Raw genomic sequence first — 15824 nt, forward strand, 5'->3', positions numbered from 1 at the left:
ATAATCACATAGTAAGGCTTTGAAAATAAATTATTAGATTACATACATGTGCAAAAAAATCTAACATCATTAACAAAAGTTAACTGCATTGATACTGCCTTTCACACGCTTATCGGTTATATTTCCAAACCTGATGAAACATTAGGAAAACACCGTGTCTGTTGCACTTTCCCGCTATCCGACTTTTATTTTCTTAGCACTCGCCCTACTCTGTTCCAGTCTGCCTGCACATGCCGGTCCGTTTCTGGCCACTTTGGACGACTTCCACCCGAATTGCGACATCCGACAGCTTAATTTATCCGCCGATCAACACGCCGCCCTGCGCCGCCTGCGTACCGACTTCAAACAAATCAACGATAAAGCCTACCGCAAAACCGTACGCTCCGACCGCAACCGCCGTCAAACCATCATCAAAATCCTCTCCGGCGACTCATTCGACTCAAACGCCGCCCGCGATTATGTTGAAAACCGCTACCTCTCCAGCATGGACTATGCAGTGGATGAAATGGAAATCCAATACCGCCTCTATCATCTGCTCAATCCGCGCCAGCGACAGCAATGGTTGTCTTCATGCTTGCGCTGATGGATAAATAAAAATACAAAAAGGCCGTCTGAAACCATACTCAGACGGCCTTTGCTTTTTTCAGCCTTAATCCAGCACTCTTTCTTCCGGCAACCGACCTGCCCAGTCGCAGGCAAACTGCCATGCCGAACGACCCGAACGGCTGCCGCGCATTTGCGCCCATTGCAATGCGGCTTGGCGCGCCGTATCGTCAAAAGGCACATTGAAATCGTCCAACCAGTTCGCCACGGCGGTCAAATAATCGTTTTGATCAAAAGGATAAAAACTCAGCCATAAGCCGAAGCGGTCGGAAAGGGAAATTTTCTCCTCAACAGCCTCTTTCTGATGAATTTCGCCGCGAGTGCCCGTCGTACCGCCGTTTTCATCCATGTATTCGGGAATTAAATGACGACGGTTGGAAGTGGCATAAACCAAAACATTGGTGCAACGTTGCGACAGTCCGCCGTCTAAAGCAGTTTTCAAGGCTTTATAGGTTTCATCGCCGGTTTCAAACGACAAATCATCGCAGAAAACGATAAATTTCTCGGGACGCTCAGACAACAGCGTCAACAAAGCCGGTAAGCTGATCAAATCGCTTTTATCCACCTCAATCAGTCGCAGGCCGCGCTCGGCGTATTCGTGCAACAACGCCTTAACCAAGGAGGATTTACCCGTACCGCGTGCGCCGGTCATCAAGACATTATTTGCCGGACGGCCTGCCAAAAATTGCTCGGTATTGCGTTTCAGCCTGTCGGTTTGCGAACCGACTGCCGCCAATCTGCTCAAAGGAAACGTATGCGGACGCGGCAGGCTTTCCAAAATACCTTTTTTGCCCACGCTGTGCCAACGGTAGGCTAAAGCGCGCCAGTCGGTTTTACCGGCTTCGTCAGGCAGGATTAAATCCAGACGGTTTAAAACGGAATTCGCTTTTTTCAAAAAATTGGATAATTTCATTTTGGCTTTCTTTTTTCAGACGGCCTTTTGTGCCAATACACGCATTACGGTATCGACAACGGCTTGGGTTTGAGGATCGATTTCAATATTGATGAGGTCGCCTTCCTTGCGGCTGCCAAACAGGGTACGCTCCAAAGTCTCAGGAATCAGGTGTACGCAAAATTCGCTGTCGCTGACTTCGCCTATGGTCAGACTGCAACCGTCCAAACCGACAAAGCCTTTGGTCAGGATGTAGGGCTTGAGGTTTTCCGGCAGCTCAAACCAAACGGTACGGTTGAACTCGCTGGATTCAATTCGGGAAATTCGGGTAACCGCCATCACATGGCCGCTCATCACATGACCGCCGATTTCATCGCCAAACCGTGCCGCGCGTTCCAAATTGACACTGTCGCCGACTTTCAAGCTGCCGAGATTGGTTTTGCGTAAAGTCTCGTCCATCAAATCAAAGCTGACTTTGTTGCCGTCGATTCGGGTAATGGTCAGGCAGCAGCCATTGTTGGCTACAGAGGCGCCGGTTTGCAGATTGTCGGCGATTTCGGGGGGCAGCTCAACTGTGTGGGTACGAAAGTCGGGCGAAGGTTGGGCGATGTCTGTAATTTTGCCCATACCTTGTACGATGCCTGTAAACATGATGTCTTCTTTCCGATGGTACGATAAGGCGGATATTGTAGCATTTTCCAGGCACAAAGGCCGTCTGAAAGCGGTGATGGCGATGGTTTGGGGTATAATCGGATTTTTATTTCCGCAGCCCGATCATGCTCAGCTACCGCCACGCCTTCCATGCCGGCAACCATGCCGATATGCTCAAGCACTTTACCCTCTTCCTCGTCCTCGAATATTTCAACCGCAAAGACAAGCCCTATTGGTATATCGATACGCATAGCGGTGCCGGTTTGTATGATTTGAGCGGCGATGAAGCGCAAAAAGTCGGTGAATACAAACAAGGCATTGCGCTCTTGGAACAAGCTGACAAGCTGCCTTCCGAATTGGCTGAATTTGTAGGCCGTCTGAAACAAATACTGCCGCAAGACAACCTTTACTGCGGCTCGCCTTGGCTGGCACAGGCGATCACGCGCGACAGCGACAAAATGCGCCTCTTTGAGCTGCATCCTGCCGATTTTGTCCATTTGCAAAACAATATGCGCGAAGTCCGTCCGCTGCGCAAAGTGCAAGTCAGCCAAGCGGACGGTTATCAGGGCCTGATTTCACTCTTACCTCCTCCGCCCCGCCGCGCCGCCGTCTTGATTGATCCGCCCTACGAAGAAAAACAAGACTACCGCCGTGTCGTCCAAGTCTTGAAAGATGCTTTAAAACGCTTTGAAACCGGCTGCTACATGGTTTGGTATCCTTGCCTGAGCCGCGAAGAAAGCCGCAAATTGCCGGACGAACTCAAAAAAATCGCTCCCGACAATTATCTCCATGCCGAGCTTCATGTCCATACGCCGCGCAGCGACGGTTTCGGTATGCACGGCAGCGGTATGTTCGTCATCAACCCGCCCTATATGCTTGCCGAACAGTTACAAAACAATCTGCCCGAACTTTCCAAAATTTTGGCGCAAGATGCAGGCGCGCATTATGTATTGGAAAGCAAAACGAAATAAACGCTGCCGTCTGAACGCATACCCAAGCGCTTCGATTTTGCCGCCATACCCGTTCAGACGGCCTTAACCCTTTATACTTAAGCCTTTTTCCACTACAATTCACAACATAACAATTAACGACCGTCCACTCATGAATATACGCACACCCCTAGCCTGCACACTCCTGCTCTGCGCGTGCAGCGAATCAGCAAAAAACGAATTTAAAGAAGAATTTACCCAAAGTTTCCGCACCGAATTTGTCCGCTCGGCAACCAAAGCCTGCGTAGAAAAAGCCGCAGGAAAAAGCCCGTTTGATTCCGCGACCACTGAAAAAATCTGCCGCTGTATCGGCGAAAAAACAGTCGACCAAATCAATCCTGAAGAAGCAACCTCGCTTTTGGGCGGCAGCGACTCCATGAGCGACGAGCTGAAAAAACGCATCAAAGACACCAGCATCGCCTGCACTAAAGAAGTTTTAGGCATGGCCGAGAGCAAAACCAAATGAACACGCCGTTTTCAGACGGCCTGAAATTGAAAAATGCCCGATTCAAACTTAGGAAAAGAGTGAAACCATGAAGACACTGAACCAATTCTTAGCCCAACACCTGCCCGAACACAAACTGCCGCAAGAGCTGGCCAGCGTATTGGAATCCGTAGCCTCCGCTTGTTTGTACATTAACGCCAAAGTCCGCCTCGGCGCGCTTTCCGGCGTTTTGGGCATGGCAGGTACCGGCAACATCCAAGGCGAAGACCAAAAGAAACTTGACGTCATCGCCAACAACATCATGATTGATGTTTTAAAAACCAATGCCAACATCGCAGGCCTTGCCAGCGAAGAAGAAGACACCTATGTCGCCACACACGAAAACGGCGGCTATTTGGTATTGTTTGATCCGCTGGACGGCTCTTCCAATATCGACGTCAACATCTCCGTCGGCACCATCTTCTCCATCTTGGCGAAACCTGAAGGCGCATTGACTACCGAATCCTTCCTGCAAAAAGGCCGCGACCAAGTGGCCGCAGGTTATGTTTTATACGGTCCGCAAACCCAACTGGTACTGACTGTCGGTCACGGCGTATTCGTCTTCACTCTGGACGATGCCAACCAATTCCTGCTGACCAAAGAAAATCCGCGCGTTCCCGAATCTACTAAAGAATTCGCCATCAATATGTCCAACCAAAGACATTGGTTCGCCCCTGTTCAACAATACATTGACGAATTGCTGGCAGGCGAAACCGGCGTACGCGGCAAAAACTACAATATGCGCTGGGTAGCCAGCATGGTTGCCGAAATTCACCGCATCCTGATGCGCGGCGGCGTATTCATGTATCCGCAAGACAAACGCGACCCATCCAAACCGGGCAAACTGCGCCTGATGTACGAAGCCAACCCGATGAGCCTGATTATGGAACAAGCCGGCGGCGCATCAAACAACGCCATCGAAGCCATGCTCAACATCCAACCTACCGGCCTGCACCAACGTGTTGCCGTATTCATGGGCAGCCGCGAAGAAGTCGAATACGTTTACAATCTGCATCAAAAATAATCAGATGTATTGATTTCAAACCAAAAAAGGCCGTCTGAAATATGATTTTCAGACGGCCTTTGGTTAAAAAATAAAAGAAACGAAAGATTAAAAGGACAGACTCAAATCTGTCCTTTACTGTTTTCCGTCTAATCTTTATTGGATTACGCCGAACGAGCCAGCTCTTCCGCCGCTTTTTGCACCATATCCGGCGTCAGCTTGTTCAAACAATCCGTATGCCCCAACGGACATTCTCGCTTGAAACAAGGCGAGCAATCCAAATTCAAACTGATGATTTTTGCCTTTTGGCTTAGAGGCGGCGTATGGTCAGGGCTGGATGAGCCGTAAACCGCAATCAATTTCCGATCAAGCGCGGCCGCAAGGTGCATCAGACCGCTGTCGTTGCACACGACCGTATCGGCGCAAGACAACAGATCAATCGCCTCCGGAAGATTAGTTTTGCCGCAAAGATTGGTACACAGGCCGTCTGAAAGTCGGTTGATTTCATCTGCAATATCAAAATCTTTTTGCGAACCAAACAGCCAAACCTGCCAACCCTCGGCCAAATATCGGCGGCCGAGTTCGGCAAAATGACGCGCAGGCCAACGCTTGGCCGGGCCATATTCCGCACCGGGACAAAATGCCAAAATCGGTTTATCCGTCGTCAAACCATGTTTTGCCAAAGCGGCTTGACGGCTTTCGGAATCAATCGTGAAACAGGGATTATCGGAATGCCCGTTAAAATCCGCTTGGGTTGGATACGCCAGCGCAGTATAGCGGTCGACCATCAGAGGCAACGCGGTCTTATCCAATTTGCGGATATCGTTCAGCAAAAAATAGCGTGATTCGCCGACGTAGCCCGTACGCTGTTTAATACCCGTAGCCAAGGCAATAATGGCGGATTTGAGCGAACCGGGCAAAACAATCACTTGATCATAGCCTTCTTTTCCCAATTCGCGACCGATACGCCAGCGTTTTTTCAATTCCAACGCACCATGTCCAAACGGGTTTTCCATCACACGGTTGATTTCAGGCATACGCTCAAATACGGCCATCGACCATTTGGGCGCAAAAGCATCAATAGTGCAGCCGGGATGCAGCTCATGCAAACGGCGATAAAGCGGTTGGGTCATGACGCAGTCGCCAATCCAGCTTGGGGTAATAATCAGGATTTTTTTGGACATAATGGAATGTGTTTTTAATTTTGGCTTATTGTAATATGTTTTTTAAAAGGCCGTCTGAAACTCAGTTTAATCGCCTAGATTAAACTGTATCAGTTGATAGTATTCAATATCTTCCCGAGCTTTTTTGGAAACAGTTAATCCCAAAACAGCTCTACGCGCAGCATTATCTAATCGGGAATAACCACTGCTTTTGATAATTTTTGCTGTATCAACCTTTCCTCCTGCTACATAAATCTCCATAATGACATAACCCTCTTCTCCATTTTCTGCTGATACAGGAGAATATTTTAGAGAAGGAATCTGTGCAATATTCACCATTGCCTGTTTCTCAGAAATAATAAAAAATTTGGCAACGCTGGGAATGTTGACTTTGATATAGGCTTGCTCTTTGGATACTTTATTCAAACAATCCAATAAAGGCTCACCTATTAAATCCAGTGCAATATGCGGATTATCGTTCCATTGTTTAAATCTATCAGGATCAATTGCTGCACATTTTTGTTCCTGAACTTTCTTCAACTTCTTATGATAACCTTTCAGGGTATGAGCATAAACCCACTTTGGTTTGAATCGTTCAAATGAAGCAATTTTCTGCTTTGCCGACTCCATAAATTCAGAAGAAACTTTACCCCTCTTTCTCCATACTGCTTGACCGACCCTGCCTTGTTCATCAACAGGAACAACAGCCCAAACAAACCCTTGTTGAGCCTCAATAGGTAATCCCAAATTTTTCATCACATTCAGTGGCCTTTTTTCCAATGCCCTAATGGACTCTGAAAATGCTAAGCCAGAAATACCAAGCATAACGGCGGCAAGCAATATTCTCTTCATTTTTAGAACCTTATAAAAACAGAAAGGCCGTCTGAAATATTTTCAGACGACCTTTTTATACTGGTTTAACGATGGTAGTTAGGCGCTTCTTTGGTGATTTGTACGTCGTGAACGTGAGATTCGCTCATACCGGCAGAAGTGATTTCCACAAATTCTGCTTTCTCGTGCATTTCAGCAATATTGGCGCAACCCAAGTAACCCATGCTGGAGCGCAGACCGCCGGTCAGCTGGTGGATGATGTTCACAATCGGGCCTTTGTAAGGAACGCGGCCTTCGATGCCTTCAGGAACATATTTGTCTGTGCTGTCGGTTTTGTCTTGGAAGTAGCGGTCGGCAGAACCTTGACTCATCGCACCCAACGAACCCATGCCGCGGTAAGACTTATAAGAGCGACCTTGGTAGAGTTCGATTTCGCCCGGTGCTTCTTCCGTACCGGCAAACATACCGCCGAGCATGACGCTGTATGCACCTGCTGCCAGAGCTTTGGCAATATCGCCGGAGAAGCGGATACCGCCATCGGCAATCAGGGGAACACCTGTACCTTTCAGGGCTTCAGAAACATTGTGAATCGCAGTCAGCTGAGGCACGCCCACGCCGGCCACGATACGGGTCGTACAAATCGAGCCCGGGCCGATACCGACTTTAACGGCATCCGCACCTGCAGCCACCAAATCCAAAGCAGCTTTAGCAGTCGCGATGTTGCCGCCGATGACTTGAATGTGCGGATAGGTTTCTTTTACCCAGCGCACGCGATCGATAACGCCTTGGCTATGACCGTGGGCAGTATCGACCACAATCACGTCCACGCCTGCTTCTACCAATGCTTTGACGCGCTCTTCGGTATCGCCGCCGGTACCCACCGCGGCACCGACGCGCAGACGGCCTTCGGCATCTTTGTTGGCATTAGGGAATTCGGTTGTTTTCAGAATATCTTTAACTGTAATCAGACCTTTGAGTTCGTCTTGGTCGTTCAACACCAAAACGCGCTCAACTTTGTGCGCATGCATGATTTCGCGGGCTTCATCGATGCTGGTACCTTCAGGAACGGTCACCAAACGGTCGCGGGGGGTCATGATGGCAGAAACCGGCAGATCGACACGGTTTTCAAAACGCAGGTCGCGGTTGGTCACGATACCGACCACTTTGCCGTTTTCAACAACAGGCAGACCGGACATTTTGCGTTTGCGTTGTGCGCGCATTTCCAAGACTTCGCGGATCAATGCAGTCGGCGCAACGGTAACGGGATCTTTCACCACGCCGCTCTCATGGCGCTTCACTTTGGAAACGGCACGCGCTTGCAACTCCGGCGTCATGTTTTTATGGATAATGCCGATGCCGCCTTCTTGAGCCATAGAGATGGCCAGACGCGCTTCGGTAACGGTATCCATTGCAGCAGAAAGTAGAGGGAGGTTGAGCGTGATATCGCGGGTGAGTTTGGTTTGAAGTTTGACATCTCGAGGCAGCACGTTTGAGTGCGCTGGAACCAACAAAACGTCGTCGAAAGTATAGGCTTTTTCTACAATACGCATGATGCTCGGTCTTTCAGTTTGTGCAAGATGCACGGCATTATATCACACCGGCTTGATGCTAACATTGGCAATACACGTTTTAACGTTATTTTTTTACATGATTTGATCTGCGGTACAAAAATATGCCAACGCATTGCAGTTTCAAGTAAAATAGTCTAGATGAGAACATCATTTACATAAGGGAAACCCATGAAATCTTCCGTACTCAAAACCTGTCTGACAGCAGCCCTTCTCTCTTCCGCCGCCCTGACCGGCGCGGCCGAGGTTTACACTTGGAAAGGCGCATCGGGCAACAGCTATTCCGATACACCAAACCACCTACAACCGAAGCGTTCCGGCGTGGTCAACATCCGCACGCACAACGTCAAACCCGCCGTTGCGCCTGCTGTTGCGGCATCTGAGCCGGTTGCCGAGCAGCCCAATGAACAGGTTGCGGAACAAAACAAACAAATCGAAGAGCGCAATAAAAAAATCGAAGAGCAAAACCGCCAAAACAAGCTGGAAAACTGCAAAATCGCCAAAATCAACCGCCAAGTCGCCGAAAGCGCACGCTTGGCCAATCGCGACAGCCTAATTAAACAATACCAAAACGACGTTAATAAATACTGCAATTAAGCTCTCGAATAACAATATCAAAAAGGCCGTCTGAAATTTAATTTCAGACGGCCTTTATTTTTTCAGCCTATCAATAATACACCTGAACCAACAACAAGCCGATGGCTAAGCTGAATGCCATGCTCAACAGGCCTGGAATCATGAAGCTGTGGTTGAAGATAAATTTGCCGATTTTGGTCGAGCCGGTTGTATCGAAGTCGATAGCGGCAATAATCGGACCGTAGTTCGGAATGAAGAAATAGCCGTTTACCGCAACAAATGTGCCGATAATGATGGGCGCAGGAATACCTAGTTTGATGGCGATTGGGAACAACGTCGCTACTGTCGCGCCTTGGCTGTTGACCAATACCGACAAGACAAACAGGGCAAAGGCAAAGGTCCATGGTGCAGACTCAACCAAATGGCTGACGGTCGATTCCACTTCTGTTAAGTGGCCGCTCATCAAGGTATCGCCCAACCAAGCCACGCCAAATACTGCAATCACGGCACGCATACCGGCATGGAATACCGAACCTCGGGTAATCGCATCGCCATTGGGTTTACACGCCAAGATAATCAGCGCAGAAGCAGATAACATCACGATTTCAATCGTATGCGCCATGCCCATAGGCTTGATCGCGCCATCGTGTTCAAAAGCCGGACGCAGCTCAGGCAGCGCACCCATCACGACCACCAGCAATGCCGCAGTCAAGAAAATACCGACCGACAATTTGGCTTTCGGCGAAATGGCGACATCGGTTTGTTGTTCCTCCACATCGATGTATTCTTTCACATAGTTCGGGTCTTTCAGCAAAGCCTGATAATGCGGATCGTCTTTCAATTCTTTGCCCAGTTTGTTTACGAACACGCAAGCCAAACCGATACCCAAAATCGTGGACGGAACGGTAACTTTCAACACATCCGCCATCGTGATGTGTTGCGGCTCAAGCATGGTGACGCAGGCAACGACGGCTGCGGCAATCGGGCTGGCGACAATCGCAAATTGGGAAGCGATAACCGCCATCGTCAGCGGACGTGAGGGACGGATGCCATTGCGACGGCTGACTTCGGCAATCACGGGCAAGACCGAGTAAGCCACATGGCCCGTACCTGCCAAGACGGTGAAGGTGTAAGTTACCGCCGGCGCGATAAAGGTGATGTATTTCGGATTGCGGTGCAACACGCGCGTGGCAATCTTAATCATATAGTCCAAACCGCCGCTGGCCTGCATCGCCGCAGCCGCAGACACTACCGCCATAATCATCAGCATCACATCAATCGGCGGGCTGGTCGGCTGCAGATGGAAACCAAAAGACAATACGGCCAAGCCGATACCGCCGAGCACGCCCAAACCAATACCGCTAACCTGCGCACCAATCAGGATACACAGCAGTACGACGGCAAACTGGATAAAAAACATAGTTGACATCACAACTCCCAAAATCCGGCCTTCGCCGAAATAAAATTACAAACGGTTGGAATTATAGATTACTCTAAACAATGTAACCATCTTTTACCCAAATAAATACATCTTCATTCTTAAGTGAACTCTCAGTATTATCCTATACTTAACACCTATTTTTTCGAAAGAAGGTACTTTAATTTTACATATTTATTCATTGTATAGTTCGCGTAGTTTTTACACAGGATATAGCCCAGCATACCATCCAAGAAGCCCCTCTTTAAGAAATACATTTTGATAAATGCGAATAATGGTCGCAAAATCAAATCAAAAAATGGATAGCTAGACTTACCCTCTTGCTTATATTTTTCAGCTGCAAGCGTAGAGTATTGATTCATCTTTCTCAAATATTGTTCCCATGTTTCATAAGTGTAGTGAAGCATAGGAGCACGAAGCTTCTTATTGCCATGCTGATGGACGATTTTAGGATGTACAACTCCTTCTACATAACTACCTATTCTTGGCATCAACCTGCAAACCCAATCAGGACTTAAAGAACCATGACGTACTAATTTCCGTTGAAAATGATTAAGACGTTTTACCCAATAACCAAAAGGCTGTCCTTGCGCAACAACCTCTTCAATTTCTTTACACAACTCTGGCGTACAACGTTCATCAGCATCAATAAAAAAAATCCAATCTGATTTTGCCTGCTCTATCGCAAACGTTTGTTGTTTTCCCCAATCTCCATTCATATCTCTAGTAATTACCTTAGCTCCTAAACTTTCAGCAATTATAGGAGTTTCATCATTACTATGATCATCAATAACAATAACTTCATTGGCAAAAGTACAGCTTTTAATGCACTCCCCAATATTTTTTTCCTCATTTTTGGCGAGGATAAGCAAGCTAATAGTTGAATTCATAATTATCCTTAATGGCATGACTCCCAACTTACCTACAAACTAACAAAATTTTGTGTAAATAAAATTTATGGGATTCATTCTAAGTTAGGCAAAACATGATTTAAGAGTGTATTTTAACCGATATACCGCTACAATATGTCCTCCTTTTTTCAGACGGCCTGACTCATGCAGCTTATTCTTGCCCCCATGCAGGGTAATGCAATATTTTATTAAATTAATATATAAATCAAATATTTGAACAAGTTTTATAAAAAAAGGTGCAAATAAGGTGCAAATAAAATAAAAATATTTTCAAAAACCTCTTGCATTACCGCTAAAATAGCGGTAATATACACACATCGGCAGACAACACAAACCGCCGAAAACATGATAAACCAACTGACCGCCTTCGGGCGGATAGGAGCAAAAAAAATGAAAGCGAATCTTTTAAAAACCATGAGCAGCGAAGCACGCGAAGTTCTTTTTTCTAAATTGAACCCTGAAAATGACTACATTTGCCAAGCTTTAAAAAAAGCCCAAGACGAATTTAACGAAAAACTTAATCAAGCTGCCCAACCTAATGGATTCTTTGGCCGCGCGATGATTGACGAAAAATCTGTTTTAGGTGCGGATGACTTTTTAAAATACCAACGCATCGGCAAAATTCTGGCAGCGCGCGAAGAGATGCTCTCAAAAAGAAAAAACCTTATTTTAAATTTCTTGGGCTTTTTTAATTAATTTTTAATACTGCCGCCTTCGGGCGGCAGAAAGGTCAAAAATGAAATTCTTAATAAACATCATCAAAACCGAAAAAGTTGAAGTAAAACGCCAATACGAAACTGTCACACGATTTAATCGAATCAACACGGGCGAAACAAAAGAAGTGGAGTTCAATCATGAACAAAATCTTTTAATCGTAGATGGGCAAGAATTTAAGGTACACGAAGTCTTGTCCAAACAACTCACCATCGGGAACGAAGACGTTCTAACAGCCCAAATCATGACATACAAAAACGGCGAACAACATTTATTCTACTCGCTTGATGTACCGGCATTTTGGGATATGTTCGATGATTTAAATTGGGGCAAAAAAGTTTTCGGTGGTTATATCGCTAAATGAATAAAACTAAAAGCCGCCTGATTTACTCAAGCGGCTTTTTTATCGGAGGCATTATGGCAAAAAACCGAACAAGCATCACCGAGCGGCTCAAAAAGAGCCAAAAACGAGAGGCGCGCCGCGATATGGCGCATGATTGGGCAGATAAGTGGGAGCAGGATTATTTGAGCATAATGTCTCAAATCAAACAGGCAATCAGCAAAGGAAACGATGACGATCTTATCGACTTATTTGCCGATTTACGCGCGCTGCAACAGCCTAAATTTGAGGCATTGCATCGAGTGATTGACGAGCTTATCACACCGACACGGGAGCTTATTGATGATTGATAATATTGAGTTTGGTTATACACCAAACAATCTAAAGGCCTTGCGCCAAAAACACGGATTGACACAACAAGCAACTGCCGATCTATTAGATGTAAAAATATCAGGATTCCAGCGCTGGGAGGCCGATGTAAATCTTAAAAGCCATACAGACATGCCGTTAAAAAAATGGTTTGAGCTTTTACAAAAACTAACAAAATAAATATTGCATTACCGCTAAAATAGCGGTAATATACACATATGGATTCAGCGCACCCGCGCAAACCGCGCCTCGGGTAATCAGGGGTAAGGAACTAAAATGGACTTAGCATACGAACTCAAACAACTTGAATCTTATTATGATATTTGCAACTATCGTGGCAAACTTAGAGCAGATAGCCTGATCCATGGAATTAACTGTATTTTAGAAGGCAAAGAAAGAACAGTTGACATTCATGATTCAACAAGAGAAGAGTTAGAAAATAGAATTTCTGCCTTTTATAAAGATATTGATGATTATTTGACAAACCGGTAAGAAAACAAAGGCCGCCTGAAATATGGCGGCTTTTTTGAAAGGAAAAATGAATGCCTCATCAGAATAGAAACTGGCAGCGTCGATGGTCGGTTGATTTTGAAACACAAACGGCGAGCCATGAAGATGGCTGGATTTTTGAATTTACAAAAGTCTCAGACGGCGTGTTTGACGGTCGGCTAGTTGCTCAGCCCAAAAACCTCACATTAGAGCAAATCAAAAACGCACCCCGAATTGCCAAAGAAGCCGGCGAAGCATGGGAACGCGCCCGAAGAAACAGACAATAACGAATCTTATAAGTAGCCGTCTGAACTCAGACCAGCCCCGTGCAAAAGGCCGTCTGAACTCAGACGGCCTTTGTTTATTGAAAAGTATCAGACAACGCCTTATGCCGCGCTTTGCAGTCATTGTATAAGCCGATGACTTGCAACGACCACGGCAACACGTCCGCGCCTGTTCCGCCCTCAAGTTTAGGCAGGTTTGGGCATGGTTGCACAAGGTCGGCCGGCGGTTTAATCGCCGTCGGCAATGGCGGCGTTGATGACTGACAACCCATCAGAATCGACGCAAACATTGCGAAAGACAGGCTTTTCGACAATCTTTTGCACTTGGACATATCTCACACGCTCCTTTTCTTCACGCACGGCTTTTCCTGACTGATACTTTTCAGAAATAACCTGATCGGATTTAGCTTTTTCAATTGCGGCATCTTTCAGACGGCCTGAAATTTCCGCCGCCATTGATTCACGTCCGCGCTTGTATTGGGCGGCATGGTCGTATTGCCACGCGCTGACAACAAGCATGGCACAAACCAGCACCGTAATCAGCTTCCAGTTTTTAAGTAGCAGGCTGTTCATAGGTTTTCAACATCGCTTTGTAGTTTTTAATTTCGCTTTCGGCAAATTCAAACGCTTTCAGGTCTGCTTCTTCGCCTGCCTGTTTGCGCTTCTCTTCCCATTCGGCGATACGCGCTTTCAGAAATTCGACAGGATTCATGATTACCCCTTAAACGTGCAAGCCAGGCAAATAGACAGTCTTGCCGTTCTTCTTGGTTGCCGTCATGATTTGGTTGCGCATTGGGCTGTTTCGGCGGAAACCTACATGCACCCATGCACCATCTCCACGTTCAGGGAACTCAAGAATCAACTGGTCAAATGTGATTTTCCCTTCATCGCGCATTTTGATAATCTCTTTCGCAAACGCCAAAGAGGTTAGGCCAACAGCATCACAATCAGCCGCCAAGCCGAAACGATGGGCGGACGTTGGACTGCCACCTACCAGCTTGTTTACGCGCTCACTGCGGAAACAGCTTGTAACGATGATTCCGCGGCCAACATAGGCGCGGATTTTCTCAAGCTGTTGCGCCGTGTAATAGATGTTGTCCATTTCGGCAGATGACGGCTTGTTCTCAATACCGGCACGGCGTGCAGATTCGCTGCGTGTCAATTCTTTTAAGCTAAAGTGTTCAGTGATTTGCATTTTTACTTCTCCATTAAAAAAGGTCGTCCGAACTTTCAGACGACCTGCCGTTACTCTTTACTATCGATAAATTTGTCAGCCGTTTTCTTCGCCCACTTCTTCATCATTCCCGGGGCAAGGGTTTTGACGGTATCCATCGCATGACCTGTCAAAATGCCGACAAACGCGCCAGCAATAGCACAAGTCCAAACTTGGTTAACCATCAAAAACCGTTCCACTACCGCCGCCGCTGCCACTGCCGATACAACCGCCTCGAAAACACTCGAAACGATTTTGTCGTGGTCTTTAATGCTTGACCACGCACTACCGACAATGCCGCCCCCTATGGCAAACAGGTAGCCAAATTGGAAAAAATCCATTATTCCCCCTTTAGGCTGTCTTTCAATTTTTCGCCCGAAAACAAGAATTTAAGTGAGTTATTGCCAGCCAAAAGGCACAAAAAAGACAGAATCGGCGGTATTACCATACCCGTGTGAGCAGGCGGGAACGCTCCCCAAAACGCCTGCGCCGTCAGATACCAAATAAACGCCGACACTAGCAACAAATAGCCTGAAAAGACGTTTCCGCGGTATGACTGCCAGTACATCGCCGCCAACTGTAACAAACCGATACCGCCGAAAACTGGAATCAGGATAGATTCGGGTATCGTTTTGAATTTGTAATAGATAGGCCAGTTATAAATATCGACAGGCGAGAACGCGAAAACGGCGGCATAACCAATCATCGACAACCCACTGGCAAACTCGACAACACGCGTCCCCGTACCAAACAGCCACTTCTGAAAACGCACAGGCAAAAAACGCCATTCCAAAACATATTTAACCCATTTCAATGAGTTACTCATTTTCCATCTCCAAATAAAAAGGCCGTCTGAATATTCAGACGGCCAGTTAGCAAGTAACGAGGGCCTTTGCCATTCTCGCCTGCGACATGCGTGACCAATGGTTCGGACATTTCTCCACCCCTATTATTTATCTTTGACCAGTTCTGCACCCGAAAAAGGGCTTTTCTCGTTTGCCGTATCCGCCACGGATGACAACGCCCAATCAATTAAATCAACATCACGCGGCGGCGGAACATTGAGCATCAACTGAACAGAATTGACCATCTTCTTACCGGCTTTACAGCAGCTATCGTCATAATAGCTACCAATAGTAACCCCATAAACACCATAGCCATAATCCAAAGAAATTCCCGCTACAACATGGAACGAAGTCGGCACTCCCGTTTCTTCATCAACAATATTTTTTCGCAAACCGATAATATTTTTACTACTCATACAACCTCCATAAAAAATCCGTCTAAAAATAATTAGACGGCAAAC

Annotated in this window: 25 protein-coding genes; 11 read left to right on the forward strand and 14 right to left on the reverse strand. The window is 46.8% G+C overall.

Annotated features, from left to right (window positions below):
* The first annotated feature begins 154 nt into the window (after positions 1-154).
* On the forward strand, positions 155-583 hold the full coding sequence (locus tag ACTHS4_RS02595; protein ID WP_049336552.1) for a Spy/CpxP family protein refolding chaperone: 429 nt from the start codon (positions 155-157) through the stop codon (positions 581-583).
* Between the two features lie 66 nt (positions 584-649).
* Here the strand turns inward: ACTHS4_RS02595 and ACTHS4_RS02600 are convergent, their stop codons facing one another.
* Both ACTHS4_RS02600 and ACTHS4_RS02605 read right to left on the reverse strand, forming a co-directional pair.
* Positions 650-1516 carry an ATP-binding protein gene (locus ACTHS4_RS02600; RefSeq protein ID WP_036472369.1) on the reverse strand — a complete coding sequence of 289 codons (867 nt, stop codon included), beginning with the start codon at positions 1514-1516 and terminating at the stop codon, positions 650-652.
* A 15-nt stretch (positions 1517-1531) separates the two neighbouring features.
* Positions 1532-2146, reverse strand: coding sequence for a riboflavin synthase (locus tag ACTHS4_RS02605; protein ID WP_003683409.1), 615 nt, complete (start codon positions 2144-2146; stop codon positions 1532-1534).
* Between the two features lie 125 nt (positions 2147-2271).
* Between ACTHS4_RS02605 and ACTHS4_RS02610 the strand changes: the two genes are divergently transcribed.
* The 3 genes from ACTHS4_RS02610 (at position 2272) to ACTHS4_RS02620 (ending at position 4643) form a co-directional block, all read left to right on the forward strand.
* Complete coding sequence (locus tag ACTHS4_RS02610; RefSeq protein ID WP_070826167.1) at positions 2272-3117, forward strand: 23S rRNA (adenine(2030)-N(6))-methyltransferase RlmJ; 846 nt, start codon at positions 2272-2274, stop codon at positions 3115-3117.
* A 130-nt stretch (positions 3118-3247) separates the two neighbouring features.
* Positions 3248-3601 (forward strand): hypothetical protein, encoded by a 354-nt coding sequence (locus ACTHS4_RS02615; RefSeq protein ID WP_070826166.1) that lies wholly within the window; start codon positions 3248-3250, stop codon positions 3599-3601.
* Between the two features lie 67 nt (positions 3602-3668).
* A complete protein-coding gene (locus ACTHS4_RS02620; RefSeq protein WP_070826165.1) occupies positions 3669-4643 on the forward strand; it encodes a class 1 fructose-bisphosphatase in 975 nt (324 codons plus the stop codon).
* Between the two features lie 143 nt (positions 4644-4786).
* On the opposite strand, the gene waaF is transcribed toward ACTHS4_RS02620, so the two are convergent.
* The 3 genes from waaF to guaB all read right to left on the reverse strand — a co-directional run bounded on the left by waaF (position 4787) and on the right by guaB (position 8166).
* The gene (gene waaF / locus ACTHS4_RS02625) at positions 4787-5806 is read right to left on the reverse strand and encodes a lipopolysaccharide heptosyltransferase II (protein ID WP_070826164.1); all 1020 of its coding nucleotides are present in this window, start codon (positions 5804-5806) and stop codon (positions 4787-4789) included.
* 66 nt (positions 5807-5872) lie between these two features.
* The gene (locus ACTHS4_RS02630) at positions 5873-6637 is read right to left on the reverse strand and encodes a TonB family protein (protein ID WP_440365470.1); all 765 of its coding nucleotides are present in this window, start codon (positions 6635-6637) and stop codon (positions 5873-5875) included.
* A 65-nt stretch (positions 6638-6702) separates the two neighbouring features.
* On the reverse strand, positions 6703-8166 hold the full coding sequence (gene guaB / locus ACTHS4_RS02635; RefSeq protein ID WP_003678893.1) for an IMP dehydrogenase: 1464 nt from the start codon (positions 8164-8166) through the stop codon (positions 6703-6705).
* Between the two features lie 189 nt (positions 8167-8355).
* Here guaB and ACTHS4_RS02640 point away from each other — a divergent pair, with 189 nt between their 5' ends.
* Positions 8356-8781, forward strand: coding sequence for a DUF4124 domain-containing protein (locus ACTHS4_RS02640; protein WP_371460139.1), 426 nt, complete (start codon positions 8356-8358; stop codon positions 8779-8781).
* 70 nt (positions 8782-8851) lie between these two features.
* Here the strand turns inward: ACTHS4_RS02640 and ACTHS4_RS02645 are convergent, their stop codons facing one another.
* Both ACTHS4_RS02645 and ACTHS4_RS02650 read right to left on the reverse strand, forming a co-directional pair.
* The gene (locus ACTHS4_RS02645) at positions 8852-10180 is read right to left on the reverse strand and encodes an anaerobic C4-dicarboxylate transporter family protein (RefSeq protein WP_371460169.1); all 1329 of its coding nucleotides are present in this window, start codon (positions 10178-10180) and stop codon (positions 8852-8854) included.
* Positions 10181-10335: 155 nt separating this feature from the next.
* Positions 10336-11088, reverse strand: a complete 753-nt coding sequence (locus ACTHS4_RS02650; RefSeq protein WP_070826161.1) for a glycosyltransferase family 2 protein — start codon at positions 11086-11088, stop codon at positions 10336-10338.
* 411 nt (positions 11089-11499) lie between these two features.
* Here ACTHS4_RS02650 and ACTHS4_RS02655 point away from each other — a divergent pair, with 411 nt between their 5' ends.
* From ACTHS4_RS02655 to ACTHS4_RS02680, 6 genes are all read left to right on the forward strand, one after another.
* Positions 11500-11805 carry a hypothetical protein gene (locus ACTHS4_RS02655; protein ID WP_371508436.1) on the forward strand — a complete coding sequence of 102 codons (306 nt, stop codon included), beginning with the start codon at positions 11500-11502 and terminating at the stop codon, positions 11803-11805.
* Between the two features lie 40 nt (positions 11806-11845).
* Entirely contained in the window at positions 11846-12187 is a 342-nt protein-coding gene (locus ACTHS4_RS02660) for a hypothetical protein (protein WP_371508433.1), read from the forward strand.
* Between the two features lie 53 nt (positions 12188-12240).
* The gene (locus tag ACTHS4_RS02665; protein ID WP_440365471.1) at positions 12241-12513 is read left to right on the forward strand and encodes a hypothetical protein; all 273 of its coding nucleotides are present in this window, start codon (positions 12241-12243) and stop codon (positions 12511-12513) included.
* Positions 12506-12712, forward strand: a complete 207-nt coding sequence (locus tag ACTHS4_RS02670) for a helix-turn-helix domain-containing protein (RefSeq protein WP_371508430.1) — start codon at positions 12506-12508, stop codon at positions 12710-12712. Before ACTHS4_RS02665 ends, ACTHS4_RS02670 begins: the two co-directional genes overlap by 8 nt.
* Positions 12713-12808: 96 nt before the next feature.
* The gene (locus ACTHS4_RS02675) at positions 12809-13024 is read left to right on the forward strand and encodes a hypothetical protein (RefSeq protein ID WP_371508428.1); all 216 of its coding nucleotides are present in this window, start codon (positions 12809-12811) and stop codon (positions 13022-13024) included.
* A 50-nt stretch (positions 13025-13074) separates the two neighbouring features.
* Positions 13075-13308, forward strand: a complete 234-nt coding sequence (locus ACTHS4_RS02680) for a hypothetical protein (RefSeq protein ID WP_371508427.1) — start codon at positions 13075-13077, stop codon at positions 13306-13308.
* A 74-nt stretch (positions 13309-13382) separates the two neighbouring features.
* Here the strand turns inward: ACTHS4_RS02680 and lysC are convergent, their stop codons facing one another.
* The 7 genes from lysC to ACTHS4_RS02715 form a co-directional block, all read right to left on the reverse strand.
* Positions 13383-13637, reverse strand: a complete 255-nt coding sequence (lysC, locus tag ACTHS4_RS02685; RefSeq protein WP_440365472.1) for an Rz1-like lysis system protein LysC — start codon at positions 13635-13637, stop codon at positions 13383-13385.
* Entirely contained in the window at positions 13534-13878 is a 345-nt protein-coding gene (locus ACTHS4_RS02690) for a hypothetical protein (RefSeq protein ID WP_371508425.1), read from the reverse strand. Before ACTHS4_RS02690 ends, lysC begins: the two co-directional genes overlap by 104 nt.
* On the reverse strand, positions 13859-14017 hold the full coding sequence (locus ACTHS4_RS02695; protein WP_371508423.1) for a hypothetical protein: 159 nt from the start codon (positions 14015-14017) through the stop codon (positions 13859-13861). Before ACTHS4_RS02695 ends, ACTHS4_RS02690 begins: the two co-directional genes overlap by 20 nt.
* A gap of 9 nt (positions 14018-14026) precedes the next feature.
* Positions 14027-14500, reverse strand: coding sequence for a D-Ala-D-Ala carboxypeptidase family metallohydrolase (locus tag ACTHS4_RS02700; RefSeq protein ID WP_049344747.1), 474 nt, complete (start codon positions 14498-14500; stop codon positions 14027-14029).
* Between the two features lie 50 nt (positions 14501-14550).
* Positions 14551-14859 carry a hypothetical protein gene (locus ACTHS4_RS02705; RefSeq protein WP_371508422.1) on the reverse strand — a complete coding sequence of 103 codons (309 nt, stop codon included), beginning with the start codon at positions 14857-14859 and terminating at the stop codon, positions 14551-14553.
* Positions 14859-15344 (reverse strand): hypothetical protein, encoded by a 486-nt coding sequence (locus tag ACTHS4_RS02710; protein ID WP_371508419.1) that lies wholly within the window; start codon positions 15342-15344, stop codon positions 14859-14861. Before ACTHS4_RS02710 ends, ACTHS4_RS02705 begins: the two co-directional genes overlap by 1 nt.
* Positions 15345-15467: 123 nt before the next feature.
* Positions 15468-15779, reverse strand: coding sequence for a hypothetical protein (locus tag ACTHS4_RS02715; RefSeq protein ID WP_371508417.1), 312 nt, complete (start codon positions 15777-15779; stop codon positions 15468-15470).
* Between the last annotated feature and the right edge of the window lie 45 nt (positions 15780-15824).

It is taken from the genome of Neisseria sp. P0014.S009 (assembly GCF_051958155.1).
Classification (GTDB): domain Bacteria; phylum Pseudomonadota; class Gammaproteobacteria; order Burkholderiales; family Neisseriaceae; genus Neisseria; species Neisseria flavescens_C.